Annotated in this window: 25 protein-coding genes; 14 read left to right on the plus strand and 11 right to left on the minus strand. The window is 59.4% G+C overall.

The features are described 5' to 3' along the window. Nucleotides 1–29 precede the first annotated feature (29 nt). Nucleotides 30–914 (plus strand): carbohydrate ABC transporter permease, encoded by an 885-nt coding sequence (locus V6R85_RS20820; RefSeq protein WP_162687303.1) that lies wholly within the window; start codon nucleotides 30–32, stop codon nucleotides 912–914. Next, nucleotides 911–1,738, plus strand: coding sequence for a carbohydrate ABC transporter permease (locus V6R85_RS20825; RefSeq protein WP_003508186.1), 828 nt, complete (start codon nucleotides 911–913; stop codon nucleotides 1,736–1,738). Before V6R85_RS20820 ends, V6R85_RS20825 begins: the two co-directional genes overlap by 4 nt. 12 nt (nucleotides 1,739–1,750) lie before the next feature. On the opposite strand, the gene V6R85_RS20830 is transcribed toward V6R85_RS20825, so the two are convergent. The 4 genes from V6R85_RS20830 to V6R85_RS20845 form a co-directional block, all read right to left on the minus strand. Then, nucleotides 1,751–2,482, minus strand: coding sequence for an ABC transporter ATP-binding protein (locus V6R85_RS20830; protein WP_112958722.1), 732 nt, complete (start codon nucleotides 2,480–2,482; stop codon nucleotides 1,751–1,753). Then, the gene (locus V6R85_RS20835) at nucleotides 2,479–3,348 is read right to left on the minus strand and encodes an ABC transporter permease (protein ID WP_112958721.1); all 870 of its coding nucleotides are present in this window, start codon (nucleotides 3,346–3,348) and stop codon (nucleotides 2,479–2,481) included. Before V6R85_RS20835 ends, V6R85_RS20830 begins: the two co-directional genes overlap by 4 nt. Continuing rightward, nucleotides 3,345–4,340: an aliphatic sulfonate ABC transporter substrate-binding protein gene (locus V6R85_RS20840; protein ID WP_020812836.1), complete on the minus strand. Its 996-nt coding sequence runs from the start codon at nucleotides 4,338–4,340 to the stop codon at nucleotides 3,345–3,347. Before V6R85_RS20840 ends, V6R85_RS20835 begins: the two co-directional genes overlap by 4 nt. Nucleotides 4,341–4,489: 149 nt before the next feature. After that, on the minus strand, nucleotides 4,490–5,818 hold the full coding sequence (locus V6R85_RS20845) for an LLM class flavin-dependent oxidoreductase (protein WP_111821041.1): 1,329 nt from the start codon (nucleotides 5,816–5,818) through the stop codon (nucleotides 4,490–4,492). Between V6R85_RS20845 and V6R85_RS20850 the strand changes: the two genes are divergently transcribed. Next, nucleotides 5,817–5,996, plus strand: coding sequence for a hypothetical protein (locus tag V6R85_RS20850; RefSeq protein WP_107677469.1), 180 nt, complete (start codon nucleotides 5,817–5,819; stop codon nucleotides 5,994–5,996). The two genes, V6R85_RS20845 and V6R85_RS20850, sit on opposite strands and share 2 nt — an antisense overlap. Nucleotides 5,997–6,244: 248 nt before the next feature. Here the strand turns inward: V6R85_RS20850 and V6R85_RS20855 are convergent, their stop codons facing one another. The 5 genes from V6R85_RS20855 to V6R85_RS20875 all read right to left on the minus strand — a co-directional run bounded on the left by V6R85_RS20855 (nucleotide 6,245) and on the right by V6R85_RS20875 (nucleotide 11,329). After that, a complete protein-coding gene (locus V6R85_RS20855; RefSeq protein ID WP_112958720.1) occupies nucleotides 6,245–7,366 on the minus strand; it encodes a sn-glycerol-3-phosphate import ATP-binding protein UgpC in 1,122 nt (373 codons plus the stop codon). A gap of 33 nt (nucleotides 7,367–7,399) precedes the next feature. Continuing rightward, nucleotides 7,400–8,284: an ABC transporter permease subunit gene (locus V6R85_RS20860; protein WP_003508199.1), complete on the minus strand. Its 885-nt coding sequence runs from the start codon at nucleotides 8,282–8,284 to the stop codon at nucleotides 7,400–7,402. Nucleotides 8,285–8,291: 7 nt separating this feature from the next. Beyond that, entirely contained in the window at nucleotides 8,292–9,182 is an 891-nt protein-coding gene (locus V6R85_RS20865; protein WP_003508200.1) for a carbohydrate ABC transporter permease, read from the minus strand. 81 nt (nucleotides 9,183–9,263) lie between these two features. After that, complete coding sequence (locus V6R85_RS20870; RefSeq protein WP_003508201.1) at nucleotides 9,264–10,607, minus strand: extracellular solute-binding protein; 1,344 nt, start codon at nucleotides 10,605–10,607, stop codon at nucleotides 9,264–9,266. A 248-nt stretch (nucleotides 10,608–10,855) separates the two neighbouring features. Then, entirely contained in the window at nucleotides 10,856–11,329 is a 474-nt protein-coding gene (locus V6R85_RS20875) for a VOC family protein (RefSeq protein WP_112954108.1), read from the minus strand. A 490-nt stretch (nucleotides 11,330–11,819) separates the two neighbouring features. Between V6R85_RS20875 and V6R85_RS20880 the strand changes: the two genes are divergently transcribed. The 3 genes from V6R85_RS20880 (at nucleotide 11,820) to V6R85_RS20890 (ending at nucleotide 15,402) form a co-directional block, all read left to right on the plus strand. Beyond that, complete coding sequence (locus tag V6R85_RS20880; RefSeq protein ID WP_112958719.1) at nucleotides 11,820–13,604, plus strand: methyl-accepting chemotaxis protein; 1,785 nt, start codon at nucleotides 11,820–11,822, stop codon at nucleotides 13,602–13,604. 325 nt (nucleotides 13,605–13,929) lie between these two features. Beyond that, complete coding sequence (locus V6R85_RS20885) at nucleotides 13,930–14,823, plus strand: lytic transglycosylase domain-containing protein (protein ID WP_112958718.1); 894 nt, start codon at nucleotides 13,930–13,932, stop codon at nucleotides 14,821–14,823. Between the two features lie 267 nt (nucleotides 14,824–15,090). After that, a complete protein-coding gene (locus V6R85_RS20890) occupies nucleotides 15,091–15,402 on the plus strand; it encodes a hypothetical protein (protein ID WP_236775591.1) in 312 nt (103 codons plus the stop codon). Between the two features lie 36 nt (nucleotides 15,403–15,438). Here V6R85_RS20890 and V6R85_RS20895 read toward each other — a convergent pair whose 3' ends face one another. Beyond that, entirely contained in the window at nucleotides 15,439–16,341 is a 903-nt protein-coding gene (locus tag V6R85_RS20895) for a hypothetical protein (RefSeq protein ID WP_112958717.1), read from the minus strand. Nucleotides 16,342–16,531: 190 nt separating this feature from the next. On the opposite strand from V6R85_RS20895, the gene V6R85_RS20900 reads away from it, so the two are divergent. From V6R85_RS20900 to V6R85_RS20925, 6 genes are all read left to right on the plus strand, one after another. After that, nucleotides 16,532–17,512, plus strand: a complete 981-nt coding sequence (locus V6R85_RS20900; RefSeq protein ID WP_112958716.1) for a 3'-5' exonuclease — start codon at nucleotides 16,532–16,534, stop codon at nucleotides 17,510–17,512. 181 nt (nucleotides 17,513–17,693) lie between these two features. Next, nucleotides 17,694–18,779, plus strand: a complete 1,086-nt coding sequence (locus tag V6R85_RS20905) for an ABC transporter ATP-binding protein (protein ID WP_112958715.1) — start codon at nucleotides 17,694–17,696, stop codon at nucleotides 18,777–18,779. Nucleotides 18,780–18,809: 30 nt separating this feature from the next. Further along, nucleotides 18,810–20,099, plus strand: coding sequence for an ABC transporter substrate-binding protein (locus V6R85_RS20910; protein WP_059758747.1), 1,290 nt, complete (start codon nucleotides 18,810–18,812; stop codon nucleotides 20,097–20,099). A 69-nt stretch (nucleotides 20,100–20,168) separates the two neighbouring features. Continuing rightward, on the plus strand, nucleotides 20,169–21,080 hold the full coding sequence (locus tag V6R85_RS20915) for an ABC transporter permease (protein WP_003508215.1): 912 nt from the start codon (nucleotides 20,169–20,171) through the stop codon (nucleotides 21,078–21,080). A 4-nt stretch (nucleotides 21,081–21,084) separates the two neighbouring features. Continuing rightward, on the plus strand, nucleotides 21,085–21,903 hold the full coding sequence (locus V6R85_RS20920; protein ID WP_004432890.1) for an ABC transporter permease: 819 nt from the start codon (nucleotides 21,085–21,087) through the stop codon (nucleotides 21,901–21,903). 11 nt (nucleotides 21,904–21,914) lie between these two features. Beyond that, a complete protein-coding gene (locus V6R85_RS20925; protein ID WP_112958714.1) occupies nucleotides 21,915–22,718 on the plus strand; it encodes an aspartate/glutamate racemase family protein in 804 nt (267 codons plus the stop codon). On the opposite strand, the gene V6R85_RS20930 is transcribed toward V6R85_RS20925, so the two are convergent. Beyond that, nucleotides 22,610–23,236, minus strand: coding sequence for a hypothetical protein (locus V6R85_RS20930; protein WP_112958713.1), 627 nt, complete (start codon nucleotides 23,234–23,236; stop codon nucleotides 22,610–22,612). The two genes, V6R85_RS20925 and V6R85_RS20930, sit on opposite strands and share 109 nt — an antisense overlap. A gap of 78 nt (nucleotides 23,237–23,314) precedes the next feature. Here V6R85_RS20930 and V6R85_RS20935 point away from each other — a divergent pair, with 78 nt between their 5' ends. Then, complete coding sequence (locus tag V6R85_RS20935) at nucleotides 23,315–23,482, plus strand: hypothetical protein (protein WP_155272865.1); 168 nt, start codon at nucleotides 23,315–23,317, stop codon at nucleotides 23,480–23,482. A 594-nt stretch (nucleotides 23,483–24,076) separates the two neighbouring features. Beyond that, nucleotides 24,077–24,979 (plus strand): hypothetical protein, encoded by a 903-nt coding sequence (locus V6R85_RS20940; RefSeq protein WP_112958712.1) that lies wholly within the window; start codon nucleotides 24,077–24,079, stop codon nucleotides 24,977–24,979. Nucleotides 24,980–24,985 lie beyond the last annotated feature (6 nt).

Below are 24,985 nucleotides of genomic sequence, written 5' to 3' on the forward strand. Positions count from 1 at the left end.
CACGCAATGCAAGGTTCCGGAGACATTCCATGGCTATGATTGAAAACCGGCGCAAGAAATCGCTGATCGCGCTGTCGATGGTGACGCCGTTCATCGTGGTCTTCGTCACCTTCTTCCTTTACCCGCTGATCGAGATGGTCCGCATCAGTTTCACCGATGCGCCGCTGATCGGCGACGGTGACTGGGTGGGGTTCGCGAATTACGCAAAGCTGCTGAGCGACCGCCTTTTCGTCACGTCGCTGAAAAACAACGGCTATTTCGTGCTTCTGACCGTCGTGCCGACGACCGTCATCGCCCTGATGATCGCTCTCGCCGTCAGCCGCCTTTCGGGCGTCAAGCAGACGATTGCCATGAGCCTGTTTTTCCTTCCCTATGTGCTGCCGGTTTCGGTCGTCACGGAAATCTGGGCGTGGATGCTCGATCTGCAGTTCGGCATTCTCCAGCCGGTGATTTCGCTGATTGCCGGCAAGCCGGTCGCGGTTTTCAAGAACCCCTACTGGGTCATGCCGATGGTTGCCGTCGTCACCATCTGGTGGACGAACGGTTTCAACGTGCTGCTGTTCATCGCCGGTTTGCGCAATATTCCGACGGAGCTTTATGAGGCGGCCTCACTTGACGGCGCAACGACGTGGCAGCGCTTCTGGCGGGTGACATGGCCGCTTCTCTGGCCCGTCACCGCGCTCATTCTCACACTGCAACTGATCCTGCAGCTGAAGATATTCGACCAGATCTATCTCCTGAGCGGCGGCGGGCCCTTCAATTCCAGCTTCGTGCTTCTGCTCAAGGTCTATCGCGAGGCGTTCCAGCTGAACAATGGCGGTTACGCTTCCGCCGTCGCCACCGTGCTCTTCCTGCTGATCGTCACCGTTTCCATTCTCCAGTTCCAGTTGCTGCGCATCCGGAGGAACTCATGAGCTTCACGAAAAGACTAGAAAACGTCGTTCTGACCCTGCTGACGTTCTCAGCGGCGCTCGTGTGGATCTTTCCGCTCTATTGGGGTTTCGTGACGTCGTTACGTTCGGACAATAATGTTGCCGGCAACATGTCGCTGCTGCCAGATGAGTTTCAGCTGGGGGCTTATGTGAACGCCCTCTTCAACACGCGGCTGTTGACCTGGTACGTAAATTCCATCGGCACCGCCGCAATCGTCACTGTCTCCGTGCTGCTGATTTCGATGCTGTGCGCCTATGCCCTGTCGCAGATCCGCTTTCCGGGACGGCGTCTGCTTTATGGCATCGTGCTTGCGAGTTTCATGGTGCCGGCGCAGACACTCGTCGTCACCCAGTTCATCCTGATGAAGAACCTCAACCTCATCAACACCTGGGCGGGCATCATCCTGCCGCAGCTCATCACGCCCATCGTCATCATCGTTTATAAGCAGTTCTTCGACAGCGTGCCGAAGGAGATGCGCGAAGCGGTGGTTCTGGATGGCGGCGGCGAATATACCATCCTGTTCAAGGTCTATCTGCCGCTGAACTGGGGGATCACCACCGCCATGGCGATCGTGACCTTCATCACGGTGTGGAACGCCTTCTTCTGGCCCTTCCTGGTCGTCACCTCTGAAAACATGATGACGATCCCCGTCGGCATCACCCAGGTCAACGACACTTTCGGCATTGTTTATGCGCGCCTGATGGCCATCGCCATGCTGGCGGCGCTGCCGGTCATCATCGCCTACGTCATCTTCCAGAGGCGCGTGACGGAAGCGATCATGATCTCGTCCGGCGTGAAGGGGTGAGGGCGGCGCTGCTCAGATGACGTGGGCATTGTGCAGGGCGGTCAGCACCTCGTTCTTGAGGTGTGCGAGTTCAGGAGACCGCCGGTCGCGCGGGCGCGACACATCCACCTCTATCCGCTGCTGGATACGGCCATCATGGGCGCCCATCATGTAGATCCGGTCGCCGAGATAGAGCGCCTCGTCGATATCGTGGGTGACGAGCAGGAAGGAGATGCCGCGCTGTTCGATGAGCTTCAGCACAAGGTCCTGCAACTTCATACGGGTGAAGGCATCGACCGCACTGAAAGGTTCATCGAGCAGCAGAATGTGCGGCTCGGTATAGAGCGCCCTTGCGATCGCCACGCGTTGCGCCATGCCGCCCGAAAGGGCCTTCGGTAGCGCGCCGCCGTGGCCGCTCAAACCGACATCGTCAATCAGCCCCTTCACGCGCTCGACATCATATTTCCTGCCGGCCGCATAACCGATGTTTTCGGCAACCGTCAGCCACGGCATCAGGCGGGGTTCCTGAAAGACAAAGGCGATGGGCGGTAAGTCCGATGCCTTCTCCTCGTCTTGCTGAACTCTGACAGCGCCTGAAAAACGCCGGTCGAGGCCGGCGGCGATGCGCAGCAGCGTGCTCTTTCCGCAACCGCTGGGGCCAAGGAGAACCGCCGCTTCGCCATCACCCAGCGTGAGCTGGATATCCTGAAGGATCACCGTGTCGCCGAAAGCCTTTTCGCGCACATCGACATTGAGCAAACTCATCGCAGGCGTCCTTCCTGCTGAAGGGGATAGCTGTCGCGCCAGCGCAGGCAGCGGTCTTCGACAATCTTGAAGATGCTGTCGGAAATCTTGCCCAGCACCGCAAGGCAGACGATGGCGATCATGACGAGATCAAGCCGGGAAAGCTCCCGCCCGTCGGAAAGCATGTAGCCGATACCTTCGGACGCGGCCAGAAGCTCGGCCGCAACGACACTTAGCCAGGCAAGCGACAGCCCGTAACGCAGGCCCGTGAAGAGATGCGGCAGGGAGGCGGGAATGAAAATCCGCCAAACCAGCACGGGCAGCGGCTGACGATACATCTCGCCAACCTCCACCAGCTTGCGGTCAACATTTCGGATGCCGGAAAAAAGATTGAGGTAGACGGGAAAAAAAGCGCTTTTGGCGATCAGCACGATTTTCGAGGTCTCGCCGATGCCGAACCAGATCATCAGCAGCGGCACCCATGCAAGGCTTGGGACCGCCCGCAGCGCCTGAAATGTCGGCTCGAGATAACGCTCGGCGGCGATCACCAGCCCCACCAGCGAACCGACCACGATGGCGAGCAGGGAGCCGATGACGAAGCCGACGAAGACGCGCGCGGTACTGGCCGCAACATTCGTCCACAGGGGACCTTCCGCAAGCCGCAGGAAGGTGTCGTAAAGTTCGGAGGGCGGCGGCAGCACATAAGGGCTGACCCAGCCGAGGCGAACGAAAAGTTCGAGCAGCAGCAGCGACCCGACGGGCACGATTGCGCCGCGCAGATCAAAGCGGCCAAGGAAATTCCCCACCCTTTGCGCAAGTGGCAACCGGGAAGGGAATTGTTTCGCAGTCTGTTTCACGCGCTGGAATTCGCGCGGATGGGAATTCATGCGCCAAGTGCCTTTTTCGCCGGTGCCGGATCGATCAGCGATGACAGGACAGTGTCGACATTGACGCCCGGGCGCAGGACGTCGTCGCCCAAGAGCGGCGTGACGATGCGGATCGAGTTCAGCAATTCCTCACCGGGAACGGGATCCTTCCAGTCGCGCTTCTCGATCGTCAGCTTGGTGATCTTGGGATCGTTGCCGGTGACCTGTGTGACGAAATCGATGAATTCGCCCTTGTTTTCACGGATCCATTTCTGCGTCTGCACCCAGACGCCAAGAAGCCTGTCGACCGCTTTCGGGTGCTTCGCCAGAAACTCCTCGGAAACGCTGAAGACGCTGCCGTCGCGCCAGCTGCGCTCATCGAAAATCGCCCGGTCGCCCGCAAGCTCGGCCTGGGATGTATGCGGATCGATACCGACCCAGGCATCCACCTGACCCTGCTGAAGAGCGTTGAAACCTTCCGGATGCTGCAGGTTCACGACCTTGAGGTCATCGATGGACAGCTTGTTCTGGTCTAGCGCGCGGACGAGGGTGAAATAGGGCGCGGTGCCCTTGGTCACCGCAATGGTCTTGCCCTTGAGATCGGCGACGGTCTTGACCGGCGAGTCCGGGCGCACCTGAATGATGGAGGAACCGCCCCAGCTCGCCACATAGATCACCTTCAGCGGCACGCCGTTGGCGCGGGCGAGAAAGGCTGACAGTGCGGCCGAGCCGGCAAAATCCGTCGAGCCGACTTTCAGGAATTCGAGCGAATTGTTGCTGCCGCGGGATTGCACCCAGGTGATCTTGGTGCCGACATCCTTGAAAGCCTCCTCAAGCCAGCCCTTGTTCTTTATCAACAGCGTGTGGGAGGAGTAAAACCCCCAGTCCAGCTTCAGCTCCGCAGGAAATTCCGGAGAACTCTGGGCCAGGGCATTGCCCGTGACAAGTGGTGCTGCGAGCGCGCCGGCAATGCCGAATTTGAGGATCTGGCGGCGGGAATGTTCGGCCTTCATATTAATTCACCTAATTTATGTAATTTGTGTACTTAAAGGGTATGGGCGGGTGTTTTTAAGGTCAATCCGCCGTTCTGGAACCCCATGCCAAACTTTGCGAGCGGCGTGGAAAATCTCCCTACCGCGAGTGCGATTGGCGCGATGGCGCGTTATTCAGGAAAAAAACGATTGGCTGGCCGTTGCAGGCCAAGATGGTCGCGCAATGTCGGCCCCTCATAGTCCTTGCGGAACAGCCCGCGCTTTTGCAACTCCGGCACCACCTGCGTCGTGAAGTCGTCAAGGCCGGCTGGCAGGAAGGGGAAGGTGACATTGAAACCGTCCGAGCCCTCTTCGTGGAGCCATTGCTCCATTTCGTCGGCGATGGTCTTTGGCGTGCCGACAAAGGCAAGACCCGCATAGCCGCCCAGCCGTTGGGCGAGCTGGCGCACCGTCAGGGCTTCGCTTCGGGCAAGCTCGATGACCCTTTCGCGGCTGGATTTGCTGGCATTGGTCTCGGGAATATCAGGCAGGGGGCTATCGGGATCGAAACCCGAAACATCGTGGCCGAGCGCAATGGAAAGCGAGGCGATTGCGCTGTCATAATGGACAAGGCTGTCGAGCCTGGCGCGTTTGGCCTTTGCCTCTTCCACACTGTCACCCACGAGAACGAAAGCGCCGGGCAGGATGACAATTCCGTCGCGGGAACGACCCGCCGCGACGGTCCTGTCCTTGACGTCCTTATAGAAGGCCTTTCCTGCCGCAAGCGTGGGTGTTGCGGCAAAAACGACCTCCGCGGTTTCTGCGGCAAGCTGGCGTCCCGGCTCCGATGCGCCGGCCTGCACGATGACGGGCCAACCCTGCACCGGGCGCGCGATGTTGAGCGGTCCGCGCACGGAAAATTCGGGGCCCTTGTGGTCCAGCACATGCATCTTATCGGGATCGAAGAACAGCCCGCTATCGACATCCCGGATAAAGGCGTCGTCCGAAAAGGAATCCCAGAGGCCGGTGACGACATCGTAAAATTCTCGCGCACGGCCATAGCGCTCCGCATGGTCAGGCTGTTCCTCGCGGCCGAAGTTCCGGGCTGCGTCGGGATTTGACGTGGTGACGATGTTCCAGCCGGCGCGGCCATTGCTGAGGTGATCGAGCGAGGCGAAACGCCTGGCGACGTGATAGGGCTCATCGAAAGTGGTGGAGGCGGTGGCGACCAGCCCGATACGGGAGGTGACGGCGGCGAGCGCCGAAAGCAGGGTGAAGGGCTCGAAGGAGGTGACGGTATGGCTGCGGCGCAACGCCTCCGTGGGCATGTTCAGCACCGCCAGGTGATCGGCCATGAAGAATGCATCGAATTTCGCGGCCTCGAGCTGTTGTGCGAAACGCGCGAGATGGGCGAAATTGAAATTCGCATCCGGGAAGGCGCCGGGATAACGCCATGCACCCGTGTGGAGACTGACGGGCCGCATGAAGGCGCCGAGATGCAGTTTGCGATCATTTGCCATGGGCTTCGCTTTCGTTGATGTTTTCGGCTCGCGCGGCGCGTTGCTGATGGCTTTAACTGCAGGCAGGCCTTTGCTTGTCGCGACGATATCCCTGCCGGACGATCGACGCGGCGAAGGCTATTCCGATTATGATTTCCGAACCGAAAGATTTTTGCTGAAATTCTGCATTTGGCGGTGATCCCGTGGCGGCAGCCGCTCGGTCATCTTCGAAGTGTAACAGCGGAGTGGCCGCACTAAGATGGGTGGCGGCAAGCATTTATCTGGCATGCAGATTTTAATTAATGTATGGAAATCAAAATTTTGATTGAATTTCCTGATGTAATATCTCTGGTGTCATCAGTCGCAAGGCACCAAGATTGCATCTCTGCAGGAGCCGGTGCGGACGGACCATATCCGAAGCCGCACCGGAGGCATCTTGCGCGGTGCTTAAACCGCCAGCAGTTTCTCGTTGCCGATACGGGTGGTTTCGATGGCGCCCTCCGTTTCGATACGCTTGCCCGTGGCGGGATCGAAGAAGTGGAGGTGGGCGGTGGGGAGATCGAGGTGGATGCGCTGCCCGGGTTTTACCGAGAGGTCTTCACCAATGGCGGCGGAGAAGGTCTCGCCGGCGATATTGGCATGGACGATGCGGCCCGAGCCCAGTTCTTCGACGAAATCCACGATAGCCGGTACGCCCGCGCCGTCCGTGCTCACGACGCATTGTTCCGGGCGGATGCCCACTGTCACGTCGCGGCCCCGCAGTTCCAGTGCGGTTTCGGGGAAGAGTTTCACCGGTGTGCCATCCAGCATCACGGCGGGGGATTCCACCTCCACCCTTGTGGCGAAAAGGTTCATGGCAGGCGAGCCGATGAAGGACGCCACGAAGGTGCTGGCCGGGCGATGATAGATATCCAGCGGATGGCCGACCTGCTCGACATTGCCCTTGTTCATCACCACCAGCCGGTCGGCCAGCGTCATGGCTTCCACCTGATCATGGGTGACGAAGATCGATGTGGCGGAGAGACGCTGGTGCAGCTTGCGGATTTCCGCGCGCATGGTCACACGCAGCTTGGCGTCGAGGTTGGAGAGCGGCTCATCGAAAAGAAACACCGCAGGTTCGCGGATGATGGCGCGGGCCATGGCGACGCGCTGGCGCTGGCCGCCGGAAAGGGCGGCCGGTTTGCGCTCCAGATAATCGGAGAGGCCGACGATCTTTGCGGTTTCCTCGATGCGGCGCTGGCGTTCGGCCTTGGGAACACCGGCGACCTTCAGCGCATAGCCGATATTGCCGGCCACCGACATATGCGGGTAAAGCGCGTAGTTCTGGAACACCATGGCGCAGCCGCGCTCGCGCGGCTCCAGCGTGTTGACCACCCGCCCGCCAATGGCGATCTCGCCGGAGGTGATGTCCTCCAGACCGGCGATCATGCGCAGAAGCGTGGATTTGCCGCAGCCCGATGGGCCGAGGATGACGACGAATTCGCCGGAGTCGAAAGTGAGGTCCACGCCGTGCAGGGTGGGCGTCTTGCCATAGGATTTGCGGACCTGACGGATATCGATCTGAGCCATGATGGGAAAACCTTGTTGTTGAAAGCCGCGCTGTTACTTGTCGGACGAGACGAGGCCGCGGACGAACCAGCGTTGCAGGAAGGCTACGACGAGAAGCGGCGGCAGGATGATGATGAGGGAACCGGCCAGCGTGACGTTCCAGTCCGGCGTACCGTCATCGGCGGGCAGAAGTGCGCGGAGCGACATCATCACCGTCTTGTAGGACGGGTCGGTGACCATCAGCAGCGGCCACAGATACTGGTTCCAGGCATAAACGAACATGATGGTGGTGAGCGCCAGCATGTTGGTGCGCGACAGCGGCAGCAGCATGTCCACGAAGAAACGCGCGGCACCCGAACCGTCCATGCGCGCGGCCTCCGCCAGCTCGTCCGGGATTGTCATGAAGAACTGCCGGTAGAGAAACGTGCCGGTGGCGGTGGCGATCAGTGGCAAAGTGAGGCCGGCATAGGAGTTGAGGAGGTTCCATTCCAGCGTGACCTCGATGCCGAACAGGCCGAGAATCGAGCGGAACGGCTGGAAAAGATCGGCGGCGACCGAATAGGTCGGCACCACGCGCACTTCGAGCGGCAGCATCAGGGTGATAAACACCGTCCAGAAGAACAGGTGTTTGAGCGGCGAGCGGAAGAACACGATGGCAAAGGCGGTGAAGGCCGAAAGGGCGACCTTTCCGATGGTGACCAGCGTCGCCATGATGATGCTGTTGAAGAGGGCGTTGCCGAGATTGGCGCGTTGCCAGGCAGCCTGCGCATTGGTGAAGAATTCGCCCTGCGGCATGAAGCTGAAGGGGACGCTGTTGACCTGCTGGACCGTCTGGCTGGCGCCGGAAATAACGACGATGAAGGGGCCGATAAGCAGGAGGAGGCCGGCCGCCATGATCGCATAGGTCAGGGCGTCGGCGTAAGGGGTGCGCTGGATCATGGCCGTCTCACTTGTAATGGACTTGCCGCTCGACAAAGCGGAACTGGATGAAGGTGAAGACCATGATGAGGCCGATGAGGACGAGGCTCTGCGCCGAGGCGCCGGAATAGTTCAGCCCCTCGAAGGCTTCGCTGACGATGCGGTAGACCATCACTTCGGTAGCATGGTTGGGGCCGCCCTCGGTGGTGGAGGCAACGATGCCGAACGTATCGGCGCCGACGAAACCCTCGGTCATCATGATGACTGTCAGGAAGAACAGGGTTGGCGCGAGCAGCGGCACCTGAATGTCGATGGCGCGGCGAATGGGCCCGGAGCCGTCCATGGCGGCGGCCTCCGTCAGCGAACGCGGCACGGATTGCAGGCCGGCGAACAGGAAGATGAAGGTGTAACCCGCCCATTTCCAGATGAAGATGACGATGACGAGGATGAGCGCGTGTTCGCCGTATTTGGCCGGGTTCCAGATATCCGGCCACCAGGAATTCAGCGATGCGGCGAGACCGCGTTCCGGCGACAGGATGAAGCGGAAGGCCATGCCGGCGGCGGGACCGGCAATCGCATAGGGCAGGATATAAAGCACCCGGAAAAAGCCGGAGCCGGGAAGCTGGCGGTCGACCGCAAGGGCGAGCACGAGGCCGATGAGGATCGCGAAAAATGGACCGGCGATCGCGAAGATCAGGCTCGTGAGGATCGATTGCCAATAAAGCGGATCACCGAAGGTTTCCACGAAATTGGCCAGGCCGACAAATTCCGCCTGGCCGCCGAAGGGCGGTTCCAGGGTGAATGCCCAGTTCAGCACCGCCGCAACCGGCCAATAGAAGAACAGAAGGATGAGCAGGAACTGCGGCAGGGCGAAGAGCACAGGCAGCCACGTGCTTTTGAAGACGGTACGCTTTTCCATTGGAGTCCGGCAATGTTCGAGATTTCGGCGGGCCTGCCCGGAGATTGTCCGGACAGGCTTCTGGCAGCGATGAAAGAGTGCTTAGTTCAGCTTGGCGCCTTCATAGGTCTTTTCGAAGCGGCGCAGACCGGTGTTGGAGCGCTCGACGGCCTTGTCGAGTTCAGCCTGGATATCGGCGTTCTGCATGAAGATGGCTTCGAGCGAAGTGGCGACTTCCTTGCGGATCTGCGTGAAACCGCCGAGGCGGATACCGCGGGTATATTCGGAAGGCGGGGTGAAGGTCAGGCTCTCGATCGCCTTTTCGCGGCCCTTGTAGGGAGCCTTGTCGTAGAAACCATTGGCCTTCATGGCGTCGAAGCCGGTCTTGGTAACCGGGATGTAGCCGGTAACGGTCGACCACCACTCAACCATATCAGGCTGGGCGATGAAGTTGAGGAATGCGGCTGCACCCTTGTATTCGGCGTCCGGACGACCGGCCATGACCCACAGCGAAGCGCCGCCGACGAGCGAGTTGTGACGCTCCGCGCCCTTCCAGATCGGCAGCATGGCGACGTCCCACTTCACGCCTTCAGGCATGGCCTTGCCGACGGTGCCGTGGCTGGCGATCGAGGACATGAACATCTGGCAGGTCTGCGAGGTGAAGGCGGGCAGGATGTCCATGCCGAGCTGCTTGGTCTTGACGACGAACAGCTTCTCGTCCTGCATCTTCTTGAAGAACTTGACCTGATCGACAAACTTGGTCTTGTTGATCGTCAGTTCGGCGTCGAGACCCTGATAGCCATTGCCCTTGGTGGCGATCGGCTGGTTGTGGATGGCGGAGAACTGCTCCATCAGCATCCAGGTGTCGAAGTTGAAGGCGAGCGGGCATTCGAAACCGGCGGACTTCAGCTTCTTGGAAGCTTCTTCAACCTGCTCCCAGGTGTCGGGCTTGAAGGTGATGCCGGCTTTTTCGAAAGCGTCGACATTGTAATAGAAGACGGCCGTGGAGGAGTTGTAAGGGAACGAGTTCAACTCACCGGCGGCCGTGGCGTAATAATTGGCGATGCCGGGGAAATAATTGTTCCAGTCAATCTTGTAGCCATTGTCGGCCATCAGCTTCTTGGCGGGGACGAAAGCCTTGGACAGCATCATGTCCAGCGTACCGGCGTCATAAATCTGGGTGATGGCGGGCTGCTTCTTGGCGCGGTAGGCCGCAATCGTGTTCTGCAGGGTGGATTCGTAATCGTTCTGCGAGGTGCAGACGATCTCGAACTGGGCCTGGGAATCGTTGAACTTCTTGCAGGTCTCCTGCACGCGGTCACCAAGATCGCCGGAAAGGCCGTACCAGAATTCGAACTTGGTCTTTTCTGCCTGGGCGGCCGTGGCGCCGAAGGCGGCGGCGATGGCGACGCCGGCCACGAAGGAAGTCAGAGCGGAAGATTTCATGAGTTAGCCCCGTTGATGGAATGATGGCCTGCTCGGCAAGGACCTCATGTCCCAGGCACGTAGCCACGGGCTCTGCTAACAGCCGTCTTTGACGGATCGCTTACATTTTGTTGAACATTTTATGATGACTGGCCGCGCAGCCAAATCTGCGCGGCGGAAAAGCCGGAAAACCTTTATTTATCCTTATTTATCAAGCGGTTTGCGTTTTTGGCCCGTTTCACTACTTGCTGCTGAACATCTCTCGCAAGTCAACCTTGGCGTGCGGCTTCGATGGTAGCAACGTCGATTTTCTTCATATCCATCATCGCGTCGAAGGCGCGCTTGGCTTCCGCGCCGCCGGCGGCCATGGCGTCCATCAGCACACGCGGCGTGATCTGCCAGGAGACGCCCCATCTGTCCTTGCACCAGCCGCAGGCGCTTTCTTCACCGCCATTGCCGACGATGGCGTTCCAGTAGCGGTCCGTCTCTTCCTGGTCTTCGGTCGATATCTGGAACGAAAAAGCTTCGCTCTGTTTGAAGGCCGGTCCGCCATTGAGGCCGATGCAGGATACGCCTGCAACGGTGAACTGCACCGTCAGCACGTCTCCCTTCTTGCCGGACGGATAATCGCTCGGCGCATGGTGGACGGCGGTTACCGCGCTGTCTGGAAAGGTCTCGGCATAAAATCTGGCGGCTGCCTCCGCATCCTTGTCGTACCAGATACAGATCGTGTTCTTTTCCACGTGCATAATCCTCCCTAGTTGAAATCGTCCCCCTGTCGCCGGGCAACTTGCTTGCCTATTGCCGGCTCCCCATCAGGCATAAAATGCAGCCGCGGCGCAAACGTTCCGAAAACGCTGCGTCGACCACCGTTAAGCCAGCGCCAATAGGGCCGTCAGCCAAAAAAATCCGCCGACATAGGCCCACACCGCAAACACGACCATCAAATCAGCCATGTTTTCCCAATGCATTGCCGAGCCCTGCGATCTAGACGGAAAGCAAGCTACGGACCCGGAGCCAAAGTAACGATAGAACTGTTACACCGTCGTGACTTCAACCACGGGAACACGCCTGAAATTTTTAAAGGAAAACCGGAGAATGGACATTTTTATGGGCCATTTAAATACATATGACAAAAATCAATATTGTCCTTAAATGTAATTTAATAATGTAATCGTAATATTCGTGAATAATTTTGGATGGAAACATTCTATTTTAATCGGAGGATTGTGCGTGAGTATTCTTGATCGTGGTGCCAATGCTTTTGCGGTTCTCGCCGCGCTTTCCAAATCCCAGGCCATTATAGAATTCGACCTTTCGGGAAAGATTCTTACCGCCAATGAGAATTTTTGTCGGGCGCTCGGTTATGAGCTTTCGGAAATCGTCGGCAGGCACCACAGCATGTTCGTGGAGCCCTCCGTCGTGTCTTCGCAGGATTACAAGGCCTTCTGGTCCAAGCTTTCGGCCGGCCAGTTCGATCAGCGGCAATATAAGCGCATCGGCAAGGGCGGCCGCGAAGTCTGGATCGAGGCATCCTACAATCCGGTGTTTCGTCGCGGCAAGCCGGTGAAAGTGGTCAAGATCGCCACCGATATCACCGATCGCAAGCTGAAGGCGGCGGAAGATGCGGGCAAGATCGACGCCCTGTCACGGGCGCAGGCCATCATCGAATTCTCCCCTGATGGAGAGGTGCTGACCGCCAACGAGAATTTTCTGGCGGCGCTGGGGTATTCGCTGGCGGAAGTGCAGGGCAGGCATCATTCCATGTTCTGCGAACCGGCCTATACGCAGTCGCCGCAATATAAACAGTTCTGGGAAAGGCTGGCCGGCGGCGATCTCGTTGCGGACGAGTTCATGCGGCTTGGCAAGGGCGGCCGCAAGGTCTTCATTCAGGCGTCCTATAACCCGATCTTCGATCTCAACGGCAAGGTGTTCAAGGTCGTCAAATTCGCGACCGATGTGACCGGCCGCGTCGAAAATGTCGAAAAACTCGCACAATGCCTCACCGATCTGGCCGAGGGCGATCTTGCCCAGAGCATCGACAAGCCTTTCATCCCTTCGCTTGAAAGATTGCGCACGGATTTCAACGCAGCGTCGGAAAAGCTCAAGAGGGCAATGACGCTGGTGTCTGAAAATGCCGGCGCGATTTCTTCCGGCTCCAACGAGATCAGGTCCGCTGCCGATGATCTCGCTCGCCGTACGGAGCAGCAGGCCGCTTCCATCGAGGAAACGGCAGCCGCGCTGGAAGAAATTACCACTGCCGTCAACGATTCAAGCCGCCGCGCGGAAGAGGCGGGCAAGATTGTCGCCCGCGCCCGTGATCATGCGGAACATTCGGGCCAGGTGGTGCGCGATGCGATCGGCGCCATGGACCAGATCGAAAAATCATCGCGTGAGATCTCCAACATTATCGGCGTGATCGATGAGATCGCGTTCCAGACCAATCTTCTGGCGCTGAATGCCGGCGTGGAAGCCGCCCGTGCGGGTGAGGCGGGCAAGGGTTTTGCCGTGGTTGCGCAGGAGGTTCGCGAACTCGCGCAACGCTCCGCAACGGCGGCCAAGGAAATCAAGAGCCTGATCAATGCCTCCGGCACGCAGGTGGAAAACGGCGTCGGTCTTGTCACCAGGGCTGGCTCGGCGCTGCAGGAAATCGCCGAGCAGGTGCGGGACATCAACACCAATGTCGTGGCGATTGTCGATGCAGCGCGCGAACAGTCCACGGCGCTTGCGGAAATCAATCAGGCGGTCAACACCGTCGATCAGGGCACCCAGCAGAATGCCGCCATGGTGGAGGAGCAGACCGCCGCAAGCCACAGCCTTGCGCGGGAAGCGACCGCGCTGTTCGAGCTTCTCGGGCAATTCCGGTTCGAGGAAATGGCCCGATCCTCCGCCTCAGCGCGCAGCGGCTTCGAGCAGCAATCCGCGCCGGTGAGCTCGCATCGCAGCGCATCCCGCCCGCTTACGGCGCGCGGTTCCGCTGCGGTTGCCGTCAAGCATGAGGAGTGGCAGGACTTTTAGGGTGAGGCCTCAGCAAGCCGAGCCAATCACGCCAACGTCATCCTCGGGCTTGTCCCGAGGATCTGCAACGTATTGATTTTATTCGACGTGATTAGATCCTCGGCACAGGGCCGAGGATGACGTCGACAGAATGTTGATCCTCCATTACTGACTTGAAAGGCGCTGCCCGCCGTCCGCGCCCCATCCGATCACGCCAGTCCATTCGGTGTTCGATACGTGATGACAAGCCGGAAAGCTGGGCATATCTTCCGGATTGGCCGATAATCGGCACATCGCGTTTGGAGTTTTCGGGGACTTTCGCTTGGCAGGGATATCGACAAGCCGCGTGGCTCTTGCCCTGTGTCTGCTGGCCGCAGCCTGCGGCGCGGCGCAAGCAGAAGAGCCCGCCAAGGGAAAGACTTCCTGCGCCTACACCCATGATGTCGCGCCGGAATTATGCATCAATGCCGGCAGTTACAATAATGATCTTTGCCACGCCATGGAGGTTCTGGCCGCCCGCCATGCCGTTCCGCCTGATTATTTCGCACGGCTGATCTGGCGGGAAAGCCTGTTCCGGGCGAGTGCGGTCAGCCCGAAGGGGGCGGAAGGCATCGCCCAGTTCATGCCGGGAACGGCGCGGCTTCGCGGTCTTGACGACAGTTTCAACATCATCGCCGCCCTTGAGGCATCTTCCCGTTATCTCTCCGAATTGAATGTGCAGTTCGGCAATTTCGGCCTTGCCGCCGCAGCTTATAATGCGGGCGAGGCGGGCTTGCGGAACTTCATCGCCAACGGCCGCCTGCCGACCGAGACCCGGGATTATGTGTTTGCGATCACCGGTTATCCGGTGGAGACCTGGAAGGACAACCCGCCGGAAAAGGCGGCGCCGGCACTGGATGACAGCCGCCCTTTCCTCGATGCTTGCGTGCGCCTCGCCGACACCCGCACCATGAACGATCCCGTCCTCATTGCATCAGCCGACTGGGCGCCCTGGGGCGTGCAGCTTGCGGCGCATTATAACCCTGCTGTAGCGAACCGGCTGTTCACCCGGGCGATCCTGCAGCTTTCGGAACCGCTGAATGCCGAACGGGCTCTGATCGTGCGGCAGAGGGGTGGAAACTTCGGGTCGCGGCCGCGTTATGCCGCCCGCATCGGCCGCGAAACCAGAGCCGAAGCCAACACCCTTTGTGGCGATATCCGGCGGGCGGGTGTTCCCTGCACCGTGTTTCGCAACCGATAAAAACGGCCGCGTCGGACCGATAAGTCTTCCTCCCGCGACAAGGCTGATCATAACAAGTTGATCGGCTTGAAGGCCGTCCCATCTTTCAGGGGGGAATGATCGTGCATAGATTTGCCGCGAATGCTGGCCGACAGGGGTCGGCTGCATGTGGGGAATGATCTGGAAATGAAATGGTTTGAAACCTGATGTCTGGCGGCCGTTCTGGTCGTCGTTGCAGCGTGCACCAGCACCGACGAGACGCAGGTCTCCCGCACGGTCGCAAGTTTCGTGGGGCAACCGCGTGACGCCGCAATCGCCCGGCTTGGCCGCCCGAACAAGGTTATCATCGAAAACGGCGAAACCGAGTCCTATTGGCTGAAGGTCGATGTGGAGACCTATGCCGGCCTCAGCAATAGGCGCGAAGTCAAGACCGTGGACGGGCAGGCGAGGGTCTCGGAAACCGAAGGCATGAAGATCAAGGAACATCGTCGCGACTGCATCATCAAGATCACCGCGAATGCCGCCTCAACCATCAAGACGAGTGAGATCATCGGCAATCCCGCCAACTGCGAGACGCTTCTCAATCGTCCAGCCTCCTGAGAAGGTCCGTCGCAGCCGCTCCGGTTCCCGAGTGCCTCAGAGCTCCATCTTGATGGTCAGCATATATTCGGTGCCCTTTGCCCGGTCGCGCGTGCGGGATACTTCAAGTGTGACCTTGTCCAGTTTGTGCCCGAGGCTTTCCTTGATCGTTCCGCCCGGCGTGTCTTCGCGCCGGAACGAGGTGTTGCCGTAACCGACGCCCATTTTGCGTGTAATGGCGTTTTCCGTGTAGGTTCTTCCGAACATGGCGGAAGCCTGGCCGCTGCGCACCGTCGTCTCGAAGCCGCGGGAATCGATATCCCGATAGGCCGAGGCGGCAATCGAATTGTCCGAACTGCTATAGCTGCCGCCAGCACTTATTCTGGCGAGGCGATGACCGTCGTGCTCGAGAGAGAGATTGCCGTCGGCCGAAGATCCGAAACGCCCGCCGTTCATCGCGTCCTTATAGGTGAAGCGGAAGCGGCCGCTGCGCGCATCCACCTGATAATTATAGGAGGCGTCGCCGCTGCGGATCTGGATGCCGGGCGCCGGCTCGCTGCCGAGGATCGGGGAAACCTTGTCCGCGAACTGGAACAGGGGTTTGGTGACCTGATCGAACTCCGACTTCGACAATTCCAGCGGCTTACCATCGGGGTCGAATTTCCCAACCGCCAGGCAGGGGCGCTGGTTGATGATGCTCTTCAGGGCAAAGACCGTGCAATTGTCGCTGGTCGTGCCGGCAATCGCGGCGTGGACGGAATTGCGCAGGGTGTAACTGCCGCAGCAGGAGAAGGCTTCATTGTCCCGACTCGCATCGCGCGTATAGCCCGTAAAAACAATGCCGCTCGCCCCGTTGGTCAGGCCGACATTGGCAAAGTGCGGGCCGCTTTGTAGCGGAAAGAGCTTCAACTGGCCCTGGTCGGCAAGCGTTTTCGGGTTGGAAGGTGATGGAAGCGGCATTCTTCTTCTCTCCTGAAACACGGGAACGGTGTGTTTTTTTACCATCGTAAATTGAAGCCGCAACCCTTAACTGTACCCCGTGATATATCCCGTTCCTGTGGATGAGAGTGACCGCTGTTGTTACTGTGAGCCTGTGCGCATATGTTGGAGTACTTAATCTTGATTTGCGGGCAAGGCGGACAGGCGCATAATGACCTCCCAGTTGGATTTTTTCGCACCCGCGTCAGCGCGGCTTCCTCAGGCTGAAAGAGGGCGAAAAGCGGGTGGTCGCGAAACGACCCAAAAGACCGCTACGGACGATGAGACCCTTGCCGGATACCTTGAATCCACCGGCAATTATCGTGTCCTGCGCCGGCTGCAGCCGCGCACGGTCGTTGATCGGCCAAGGCCGGAATTTCCCCGCCAAGGCGTCATCCTCGATACGGAAACGACGGGCCTCGACCATCGCACGGACGAGATCATCGAAATCGGCGTCATCACCTTCACATTCGACGATAACGGTGCGATCGGCGATGTCACCGGCATCTATGGCGGGTTGCGGCAGCCTGCTATTGCCATTCCCGAAGAGATCACCCGCCTGACGGGGATTACCGACGAGATGGTCGCGGGACAGTCGATCGACATGGCGCGGCTGACTTCCCTCATTGCCGATGCCGATTTGATCGTCGCTCACAATGCGGGTTTCGACCGCCCCTTTTGCGAGACCTTCTCACCCATCTTCCGCGACAAGGCCTGGGCCTGTTCCGTTTCGGAAATAGACTGGCGGGTGCGTGGTTTTGAGGGCAACAAGCTTGGCTATCTGATCGGACAGTCAGGTTATTTCCACGACGGCCATAGGGCGGTGGACGATTGTTTCGCCCTGCTGGAAGTGCTGGAGCAGACGCGCCCCGGCCAAAGCAGCACGCCCTTTGCCGAACTCCGTGAGGCGAGCCAGCGGTCAAGGGTGCGCCTCTACGCGGAAAACAGCCCCTTCGACATGAAGGATCATCTAAAAAAGCGGGGCTATCGCTGGTCCGACGGTTCCGATGGCCGGCCGAAATCCTGGTGGGTGGAACTGCCTGAAGAAAAGCTCGATGAGGAACTGCATTTCCTGCGGACCGAAATCTACCGCTGGGATGCCGACCCGACAGTCAAATATCTCACCGCTTTCGACAGGTTCAAGGCCGGCTGAAACGCGAGATATTTTGGGCTTCAGATTGCATACAATTTCTGCAATGAATCGAAAACAATCGATGTAAAATTGAGCAGGTCCGCACACGGGTTTCGGGTGCGCAGAAAAATATCATTTTACATCAATGGCTAAGCCGATTGGCACGCCTCCTGCATGACAAAGACGTCGCAGGAGAGTGTTTATGAGCAAAGCCGCAGCAATCGACATCGCTTCCGTATCCAAGATTTACGGCAACACCACCGCCGTGCATGCGATAAGCCTCAAGATACCGGCCGGGAGCTATTGCTGCCTGCTCGGCCCGTCGGGCTGCGGCAAGACCTCGACGCTCAGGATGATCGCCGGCCACGAGAGCATCTCCAGCGGTGATATCAGGCTCGGCAATACGGTCGTCACTGATCTGCCGCCCGCCAGACGCGGCACGGCGATGATGTTCCAGTCCTACGCGCTGTTTCCACATCTCGATCTCGTCGACAATGTCGCCTTCAGCCTCAAGATGAAGGGTGTGGACAAGGAAGCTCGCCGGGCGAAGGCGCTTGAGATGCTGCAGCTGATGCAGCTTGAGCCCTATGCCAACAGGCGTCCGGCCCAGCTTTCCGGTGGGCAGCAGCAGCGCGTGGCGCTGGCGCGTGCGCTGATCACCGATCCCGAGGCGCTGCTGCTGGACGAGCCGCTTTCGGCGCTCGATCCGTTCCTCAAAATCCGCATGCGCGCCGAATTGAAGAAGCTGCAGACCTCGCTCGGCATCACCTTCGTCCACGTCACCCACAGCCAGGAAGAGGCCATGGCGCTGGCCGATATCATCGTCGTCATGAATGACGGCCGTATCGAACAGTCAGCCACCCCGCGCGAGGTGTTCGAGCGTCCCGCCACCGCCTTCGTTGCCCGTTTCATGGGCGACCACAACGTTATTTCCGGGCGTTATCGGGAAAAATCAGATGATCTCGTCACGCTCGAAGTGGTGGGCGGCGGCACTTTCACAGCAAGCGGCGTCGCCCCCGATGACGGCGCAGTCGACATCGCCGTGCGCACCGACCGCGTCCGCGTCGGCGAAGCAGACCATCCGGGCCTCGGTTTCACCGGCATCGTCTCGAATGTCGAATATCGCGGCGCAAGCGTGAAGATCGCCGTAACCGGCGCGGGCATCGAGGATTTCAACGTCATCCTCAGCGATGCCGCCTTCTTCGAAAATCCGGTCAGGACCGGAGACGCCATACCGCTTTCATGGAATGCGGCCGATGCCATCGTGCTCGGCCGGGTAGAGAAGTGACCCCAAAAATAACCAGAGGAGAACTTTGAAATGACCGATACCACCAACAGCAAAAAGGGCCTGTCCCGCCGCGGCCTCCTGAAGGCGGGCGCAGCCGCCACGGGTGCCGCAATCGGCTCCGGCCTCATTACCGGCTTCCCGACCATCTGGGCGCAGAACCCGATCACCATTCGCCAGTTCGGCACCGGTGTGTCGAACCTCAACGCCATTGCCGAAAAGTGCAAGGCCGATCTCGGCATCACGCTCGAAATGACGGCGACGGATTCGGATGCCGCCGCCCAGCGCGCCGTCACCCAGCCGAATTCCTACGATATCGCCGATATCGAATACTGGATCCTGAAGAAGGTCTATCCGGCCGGCGTCATCCAGCCGATGGAAATCAAGAAGCTGAAATATTACGACAAGATCGTGCCGCTGTTCAAAAACGGCAAGCTGAAGCCAGACAGCGTCGTGGCGCAGGGCACGGCCCCGCACACCGTCGGTTTCGTCGAAAAGCCCGGCGACAAGACATTTGCGAAGGGCGAGACCGATTATTTCACCATGGTCCCGACCATCTACAATGCCGATACGCTCGGCATCCGCCCCGATCTCGTCGGCCGCGATATCTCCAGCTGGGCCGATATCATGGACCCGAAGTTCAAGGGCAAGACCTCCATTCTCAACATCCCCTCCATCGGCATCATGGATGCGGCGATGATCATGGAAGCCATGGGCAACATCAAATATGCCGACAAGGGCAACATGACCAAGGAGGAGATCGACAAGACCATCGACTTCCTCATCAAGGCGAAGAAGGACGGCCAGTTCCGCGCCTTCTGGAAGAGCTTCGACGAAAGCGTCAACCTCATGGCGTCGGGCGAAGTCATCATCCAGTCCATGTGGTCGCCCGCCGTCGCGGCGGTCCGTTCCAAGGGCATCGCCTGCAAATACCAGCCGCTGAAGGAAGGTTATCGCTCCTGGGGCGGCGGTCTTGGCCTTGCGAAGCACCTTTCGGGCGCGAAACTCGATGCGGCCTATGAATATATCAACTGGTACACCTCGGGCTGGGTCGGCGCTTACCTCAACCGTCAGGGTTATTATTCCGCCGCCATGGAAACGGCCAAGGAGCACATGACCGCCGACGAGTGGGGCTACTGGGTCGAAGGCAAGCCGGCGCAGGGCGATATCATCGCGCCCGACGGCAAGGTCATGGAAAAGGCCGGCGCGGTGCGCGATGGCGGCTCCTTCGAGGAACGCATGGGCAAGGTCGCGTGCTGGAACTCCGTCATGGATGAAGACCGCTACATGGTCCGCCGCTGGAACGAATTCATCGCGGCCTGATGTCCTGAAAAGACGGCGCCGGCGGTCAATGCCGCCGGTGCCTGCCCATAAACAGCGAAAGGCTTCATGATGGTGACGGTCAGACTCATCGGCGTCAGCGACAAAAAGGACAGGCCGCCCCGCAGCTTCGCGCTGCCGCAAAAGCTCGTGTCCTATGTTCAGGCCGCTCCGCTTTTGCTGATCCTCGGCTTTTTCCTGGCTCTGCCGATCCTCATGATCGCCGTCGTCAGCTTCTGGGATTACGATTTCGCCCAGATGTATCCGGATTTCGTGACGTTCAACTATCTGGAAACGCTCGGCTCCTGGGTCACCTGGCAGACCTATCTCAACACCCTGAAATATGCCGCCGTGGTCTGGGCCATCACGCTGTTCTGCGGTTTCTGGGTCGCCTATTTCCTCGCCTTCCACATCCGCACCACCACCATGCAGATGGTGCTCTTCCTCGTCTGCACCGTGCCCTTCCTGACGTCGAACATCATCCGCATGATTTCCTGGATTCCGGTGCTTGGGCGAAACGGCCTCGTCAACAGCGCCCTGGTCGGAACCGGTATCATTCCCGAACCGATCGAATGGCTGCTTTATTCGGATTTCGCCGTGGTGCTCGCCATGGTGCATCTTTATACGCTGTTCATGGTCACGCCGATCTTCAACACACTGATGCGTATCGACAAATCGCTGATCGAGGCGGCGCGGGATGCCGGCGCGACGGGCTGGCAGACGCTCAGCAACGTCATCATTCCGCTTGCCAAGCCCGGCATGGCCATCGGCAGCATCTTCGTCGTCACGCTGGTCATGGCCGATTTCTCCACGGTTCAGGTGATGTCCGGCGGTCAGAGCGCCTCGGTGGCGCTGATGATGAAGAACCAGATGTCGCTGCTGCAATATCCGGCCGCCGCTGCGAACGCCGTCATCCTGCTCATCCTCGTTCTTCTGATGGTCGCGGGCATCCTGCGCATCGTCGATATCCGCAAGGAGCTTTGATCCCATGCATCAGGAAAAACGCGGCCGCGAATTCTATATCCTCGCCTTCTTTTTCGCCCTCTTCGTGCTGTTTCTTTACGGTCCGCTGTCGGCCATCCTCATCCTCGCCTTTCAGGGGCCGAATGGCGGCCTGACTTTCCCGCTGAACGGCGTTTCGCTGCACTGGTTCGGCAATCTTTTCGAACAGCAGGCCGTCGGCGATTTCGGCGGCTCCTTCCGCCGTTCCTTCGCTCTCGGGCTGATGGTCATGGCCGTTACCGTGCTGGTCTCGCTGCTGGCGGGCCTTGCCTTCCGGCGCAAATTCATCGGTGCGACGCCGTTGTTCTATCTGTCGGTCGCAAGCCTGGTGGTGCCGTCGATCATCATTTCGCTCGGCATCGGCGTTCTGTTCCAGCAGCTCGGGCTGGAGCCGTCATGGTATACGTCCGCCTTCGGCGCGCATCTCACCTGGACGCTGCCCTTCGGCGTGCTCATCATGCTGGCCGTCTTCAACCGGTTTTCGCCGTCCTATGAGGAAGCGGCCCGCGATCTCGGGGCATCCTCCTGGCAGACCTTCGCCCATGTGGTGCTGCCGATGATCGCGCCGAGCCTGATCGGCGTCGGCCTCTTCGGCTTCACGCTTTCTTATGACGAGTTCGCCCGCACATTGATGACGTCAGGCACCTACAACACGCTGCCGCTGGAAATCTACGGCATGACCACCAATGTCACGACGCCGGTGCTTTATGCGCTCGGTGCTGTTACAACCCTGTTTTCCTTCCTGGTGATTGCGGCCACGCTCGGCCTGATCGTCACGCTCAATCGCCGCCATTCGCGCGGATAAAGAAACGTAAAATGCGCATTCTCGTCATCAATCCCAACACCACGCAATCCATGACCGCGACCATTGCCGACGCCGCGACGCGGATAGCCGGCCGCGATACGGACATACTGGCCGTCACCTCGTCCATGGGGCCTGTCTCCATCGAAGGTTATTACGACGAGGTTTTCGCCGTGCCCGGCCTGCTGCTGGAGCTGGCAAAGGCGCCGGCGCTTGGAGCCGACGCGGCGATCATCGCCTGTTTCGACGATACCGGGCTCGATGCGGCCCGCGCGCTCGCCGATATTCCCGTTATCGGCATCTGCGAGGCGGCGGTCTCCGCCACCGCCTTCATCGCGCAGAAATTCACCATCGTCACAACGATGGAACGCTCACGGCTGCCTCTGGAACATCTCGTCCACCGTTACGGCATGTCCGCCCGCTGCAACGTGCGCGCTGCCGATATTCCTGTCCTGTCGCTGGAAGATCCCGGCTCGAACGCCCGCGAAAGGCTGCGGGAGGAAATCTCGCTGGCGCTGAAAGAGGACAGGGCGGAGGCGATCGTGCTCGGTTGCGCCGGCATGGCCGACCTTGCCGCCGAACTGCGCGATGAATTCGGTGTACCGGTTGTCGATGGCGTCGCGGCGGCCGTCAAACAGGCGGAATCGCTGGTGTCGATGGGGTTATCAACCGCCAAGCGCGGCGCTTATGCCACGCCGCTCACCAAGCCCTATCGCGGATTGCTGGAGGCATTTCGGCCGGACAGGCTCTCCGGGCCATCGGCAGACGGCGGAGACGTTTTCGCCGCCTCCGTCCATAAAACGACGAAGGCGAGCTGATAGGCCAGATCGCGCTGGACATTCTGCAATGCCGGATCGCTCAGAACTATTCTTGATCCGTTTCTCATCAGCATGTTGAACCGCTCGGCCCTGGCAAGCATGGCCGTAACGTGAGCGCGGCTGATCCCGTACGCACGGGCGGCCGCCTTGCGGGAGAACGCGCAACCCGTCGCATCGCAAGCGCCTGTTTTCGCGGCCGACAGCAAGTCCAACAGGATGGGGAAACCGGGCGCATGCCCAAGGAACATCCGCATCTCCTCCGAAAGAAAAGACAAGTCCTGCGCGTGCCGCAGTGACCAGCTCACACCGTCGATAACGGCGTCTGTTCCGATAGCCTCTTCGTCTGATGCCTCCATTGCCGGGGAGATTCCCCATGGCGAAGCCGCGGTGAGATAGGCCGTGGCGAGCGTCTCGATTGCCGCAATGAGCCAGCCATTCAGGCTCCACGGCCGCTCGCGATTATCGCCGCCTGGCGGGTGCCGCTGCGCTGTATCTTCCAGTTCCAGCCAGTCGATCAATGCGCGTGTCCTGCGGCTGGATGCCCAGCCAGGTGGAACGACAACTGCCTGAACCGCCGCCAGCGTAAATTGCCCGCCATGAACAGATCCGAGGCCGACGGCGCACATGACGGTGGCGAAAGCGCCGAAGTCTCCGAACGCGCGGACGAGGCGCTGCTCCTGTTTGAAGACGGCCGATATGTGGGTGCAAAGATGGGTGACAGCATCACCAAAGGCGTCATCGTTCAGGATGCGGTTCGCAAGTAAGCCCAGCCTCTCTCGAAGCACGTCCGGCTGAGACCGGACGAAGTCCCTTTTGGGGTGCGTCTTTGAAACTGGAGCGCCTGCTTTTCCGGATACCTTTCTCCCGTGGTTTTTTGCTCTTCGCTACTTTATGGCGAATTCGAAAACGTGAGTTCTGCTCGCTGACGACGGCTGCTTGGGGCAGGCGTGACAGCCGAAAGGTTCCGCTCCGGAAGATGCGTGCATTTTGTTGCACTCCCCCGAGGCTCTGTTGCGCGGTATTAAAAAATACTCTCATAAATTGAATGTTAAGGGGCGCGTTAAAATGTGTTCCCTTTTGAGACGGTTTGCGAGGGTGGCGCTGACAAAGAAGTTATCTACTGTTTTTATTGCATAATTTAATGAAGCCGTGGATGCGAAATCTTTAGTCCATTTGCCGTGAATACAATCTTTGATGGTTGCTTTTTAGGCATTGACGACATCGCGAAAGATGCATCCGAAACCACATGACACCGGAATGTTACTGCCATGTCTCGAACGCGGTCGGCAGCGATGCCGGGCGGCGCGTAGAGCCCGTCATGCCTTTTATTCATCCCCGATTCTTCAGAGGAGGTTGAAATGATTCAACTTAAACATGTTGTTTTTGTTGGCCTTGCGGCCATCGCGATGCAATTCGATATCCCGTCCATGGGCCAGCCGGCCCTTGCGAACGCGGCAACCCTCACCGCCGAGCAGACGGCGGCTTTCCAGTCGAAACTGGAACAGGCGGAAGCGAGCCGCGAACTGCTCGGCCGCCGATCCGTGTGCCTGATGGAGCATCTGACGGCGCAACAGCAACTCAGCGCCGACCGCGAGAAGGCGCTGGGGCAGGCCATGTACCTGCAGATCGAGTTGGAGCGGCAGGTGGTGCAGTCCGAAACCAGCGTGAAGGGCTATGAGGAGCTGGTTCAGTCCGAGAGCGAGAACGTCAGGGCGCGTCAGGCCACCTTCGAAAAAGCCCGGAAGGAAATGGACGAGCAGGCCAAGCGAGTAAAAATATGCAGCGGCGTCCTCTTCTTCCTGCCGGGAATTTGCCAGGCGGGTGACGCGGCGGTCAAGGCGCTGGGCTGGATGAATGATGCGGAGAGGGAATACCGCACCGCGCAGCCGCGTCTGGACAATGCCCGGGCGGCTCTTGAAGGCGTTCGCAACCAGCTCGAAAACAATCGCCGCCAGCTTGCGGCGGCACAGCAGAGCCACTCGGAGAACGAGAAAGCGGTGAAAACTCTGGAGGAGCAGATCACCAAGCTCAAAGCGACGATCTCCACCATCAACGTCAAGGTTCAGGACTTCAACATTCAGGTCGGCAACTTCACCAGCGCTCTGAAGGAAGCGAGCGAGGTCAATCCTGACGACGCGAAAATACGTCAGGTTACGCGGCTCTCCACCGAGATCGACGGCCTGACCAAAGACGTGCCGCAGTTCATTTCCTCCACCGAGGCCGGACTGCCGGACGACGCGAAGAAGCAGTGCGGATCGTGAACGATC

The sequence above is a fragment of the Agrobacterium sp. CCNWLW32 genome (assembly GCF_037083425.1).
Lineage (GTDB): Bacteria > Pseudomonadota > Alphaproteobacteria > Rhizobiales > Rhizobiaceae > Agrobacterium > Agrobacterium radiobacter.

Excerpts from the sequence above, each read along its gene's own strand:
- V6R85_RS20820 (WP_162687303.1), top strand. The coding sequence starts at position 30 with ATGGCTATGATTGAAAACCGGCGCAAGAAATCGCTGATCGCGCTGTCG.
- V6R85_RS20825 (WP_003508186.1), top strand. The coding sequence starts at position 911 with ATGAGCTTCACGAAAAGACTAGAAAACGTCGTTCTGACCCTGCTGACG.
- V6R85_RS20830 (WP_112958722.1), bottom strand. The coding sequence starts at position 2,482 with ATGAGTTTGCTCAATGTCGATGTGCGCGAAAAGGCTTTCGGCGACACG.
- V6R85_RS20835 (WP_112958721.1), bottom strand. The coding sequence starts at position 3,348 with ATGAATTCCCATCCGCGCGAATTCCAGCGCGTGAAACAGACTGCGAAA.
- V6R85_RS20840 (WP_020812836.1), bottom strand. The coding sequence starts at position 4,340 with ATGAAGGCCGAACATTCCCGCCGCCAGATCCTCAAATTCGGCATTGCC.
- V6R85_RS20850 (WP_107677469.1), top strand. The coding sequence starts at position 5,817 with ATGGGCTTCGCTTTCGTTGATGTTTTCGGCTCGCGCGGCGCGTTGCTG.
- V6R85_RS20845 (WP_111821041.1), bottom strand. The coding sequence starts at position 5,818 with ATGGCAAATGATCGCAAACTGCATCTCGGCGCCTTCATGCGGCCCGTC.
- V6R85_RS20855 (WP_112958720.1), bottom strand. The coding sequence starts at position 7,366 with ATGGCTCAGATCGATATCCGTCAGGTCCGCAAATCCTATGGCAAGACG.
- V6R85_RS20860 (WP_003508199.1), bottom strand. The coding sequence starts at position 8,284 with ATGATCCAGCGCACCCCTTACGCCGACGCCCTGACCTATGCGATCATG.
- V6R85_RS20865 (WP_003508200.1), bottom strand. The coding sequence starts at position 9,182 with ATGGAAAAGCGTACCGTCTTCAAAAGCACGTGGCTGCCTGTGCTCTTC.
- V6R85_RS20870 (WP_003508201.1), bottom strand. The coding sequence starts at position 10,607 with ATGAAATCTTCCGCTCTGACTTCCTTCGTGGCCGGCGTCGCCATCGCC.
- V6R85_RS20895 (WP_112958717.1), bottom strand. The coding sequence starts at position 16,341 with ATGCCGCTTCCATCACCTTCCAACCCGAAAACGCTTGCCGACCAGGGC.
- V6R85_RS20900 (WP_112958716.1), top strand. The coding sequence starts at position 16,532 with ATGACCTCCCAGTTGGATTTTTTCGCACCCGCGTCAGCGCGGCTTCCT.
- V6R85_RS20905 (WP_112958715.1), top strand. The coding sequence starts at position 17,694 with ATGAGCAAAGCCGCAGCAATCGACATCGCTTCCGTATCCAAGATTTAC.
- V6R85_RS20910 (WP_059758747.1), top strand. The coding sequence starts at position 18,810 with ATGACCGATACCACCAACAGCAAAAAGGGCCTGTCCCGCCGCGGCCTC.
- V6R85_RS20915 (WP_003508215.1), top strand. The coding sequence starts at position 20,169 with ATGGTGACGGTCAGACTCATCGGCGTCAGCGACAAAAAGGACAGGCCG.
- V6R85_RS20920 (WP_004432890.1), top strand. The coding sequence starts at position 21,085 with ATGCATCAGGAAAAACGCGGCCGCGAATTCTATATCCTCGCCTTCTTT.
- V6R85_RS20925 (WP_112958714.1), top strand. The coding sequence starts at position 21,915 with ATGCGCATTCTCGTCATCAATCCCAACACCACGCAATCCATGACCGCG.
- V6R85_RS20935 (WP_155272865.1), top strand. The coding sequence starts at position 23,315 with ATGAACAGATCCGAGGCCGACGGCGCACATGACGGTGGCGAAAGCGCC.
- V6R85_RS20940 (WP_112958712.1), top strand. The coding sequence starts at position 24,077 with ATGATTCAACTTAAACATGTTGTTTTTGTTGGCCTTGCGGCCATCGCG.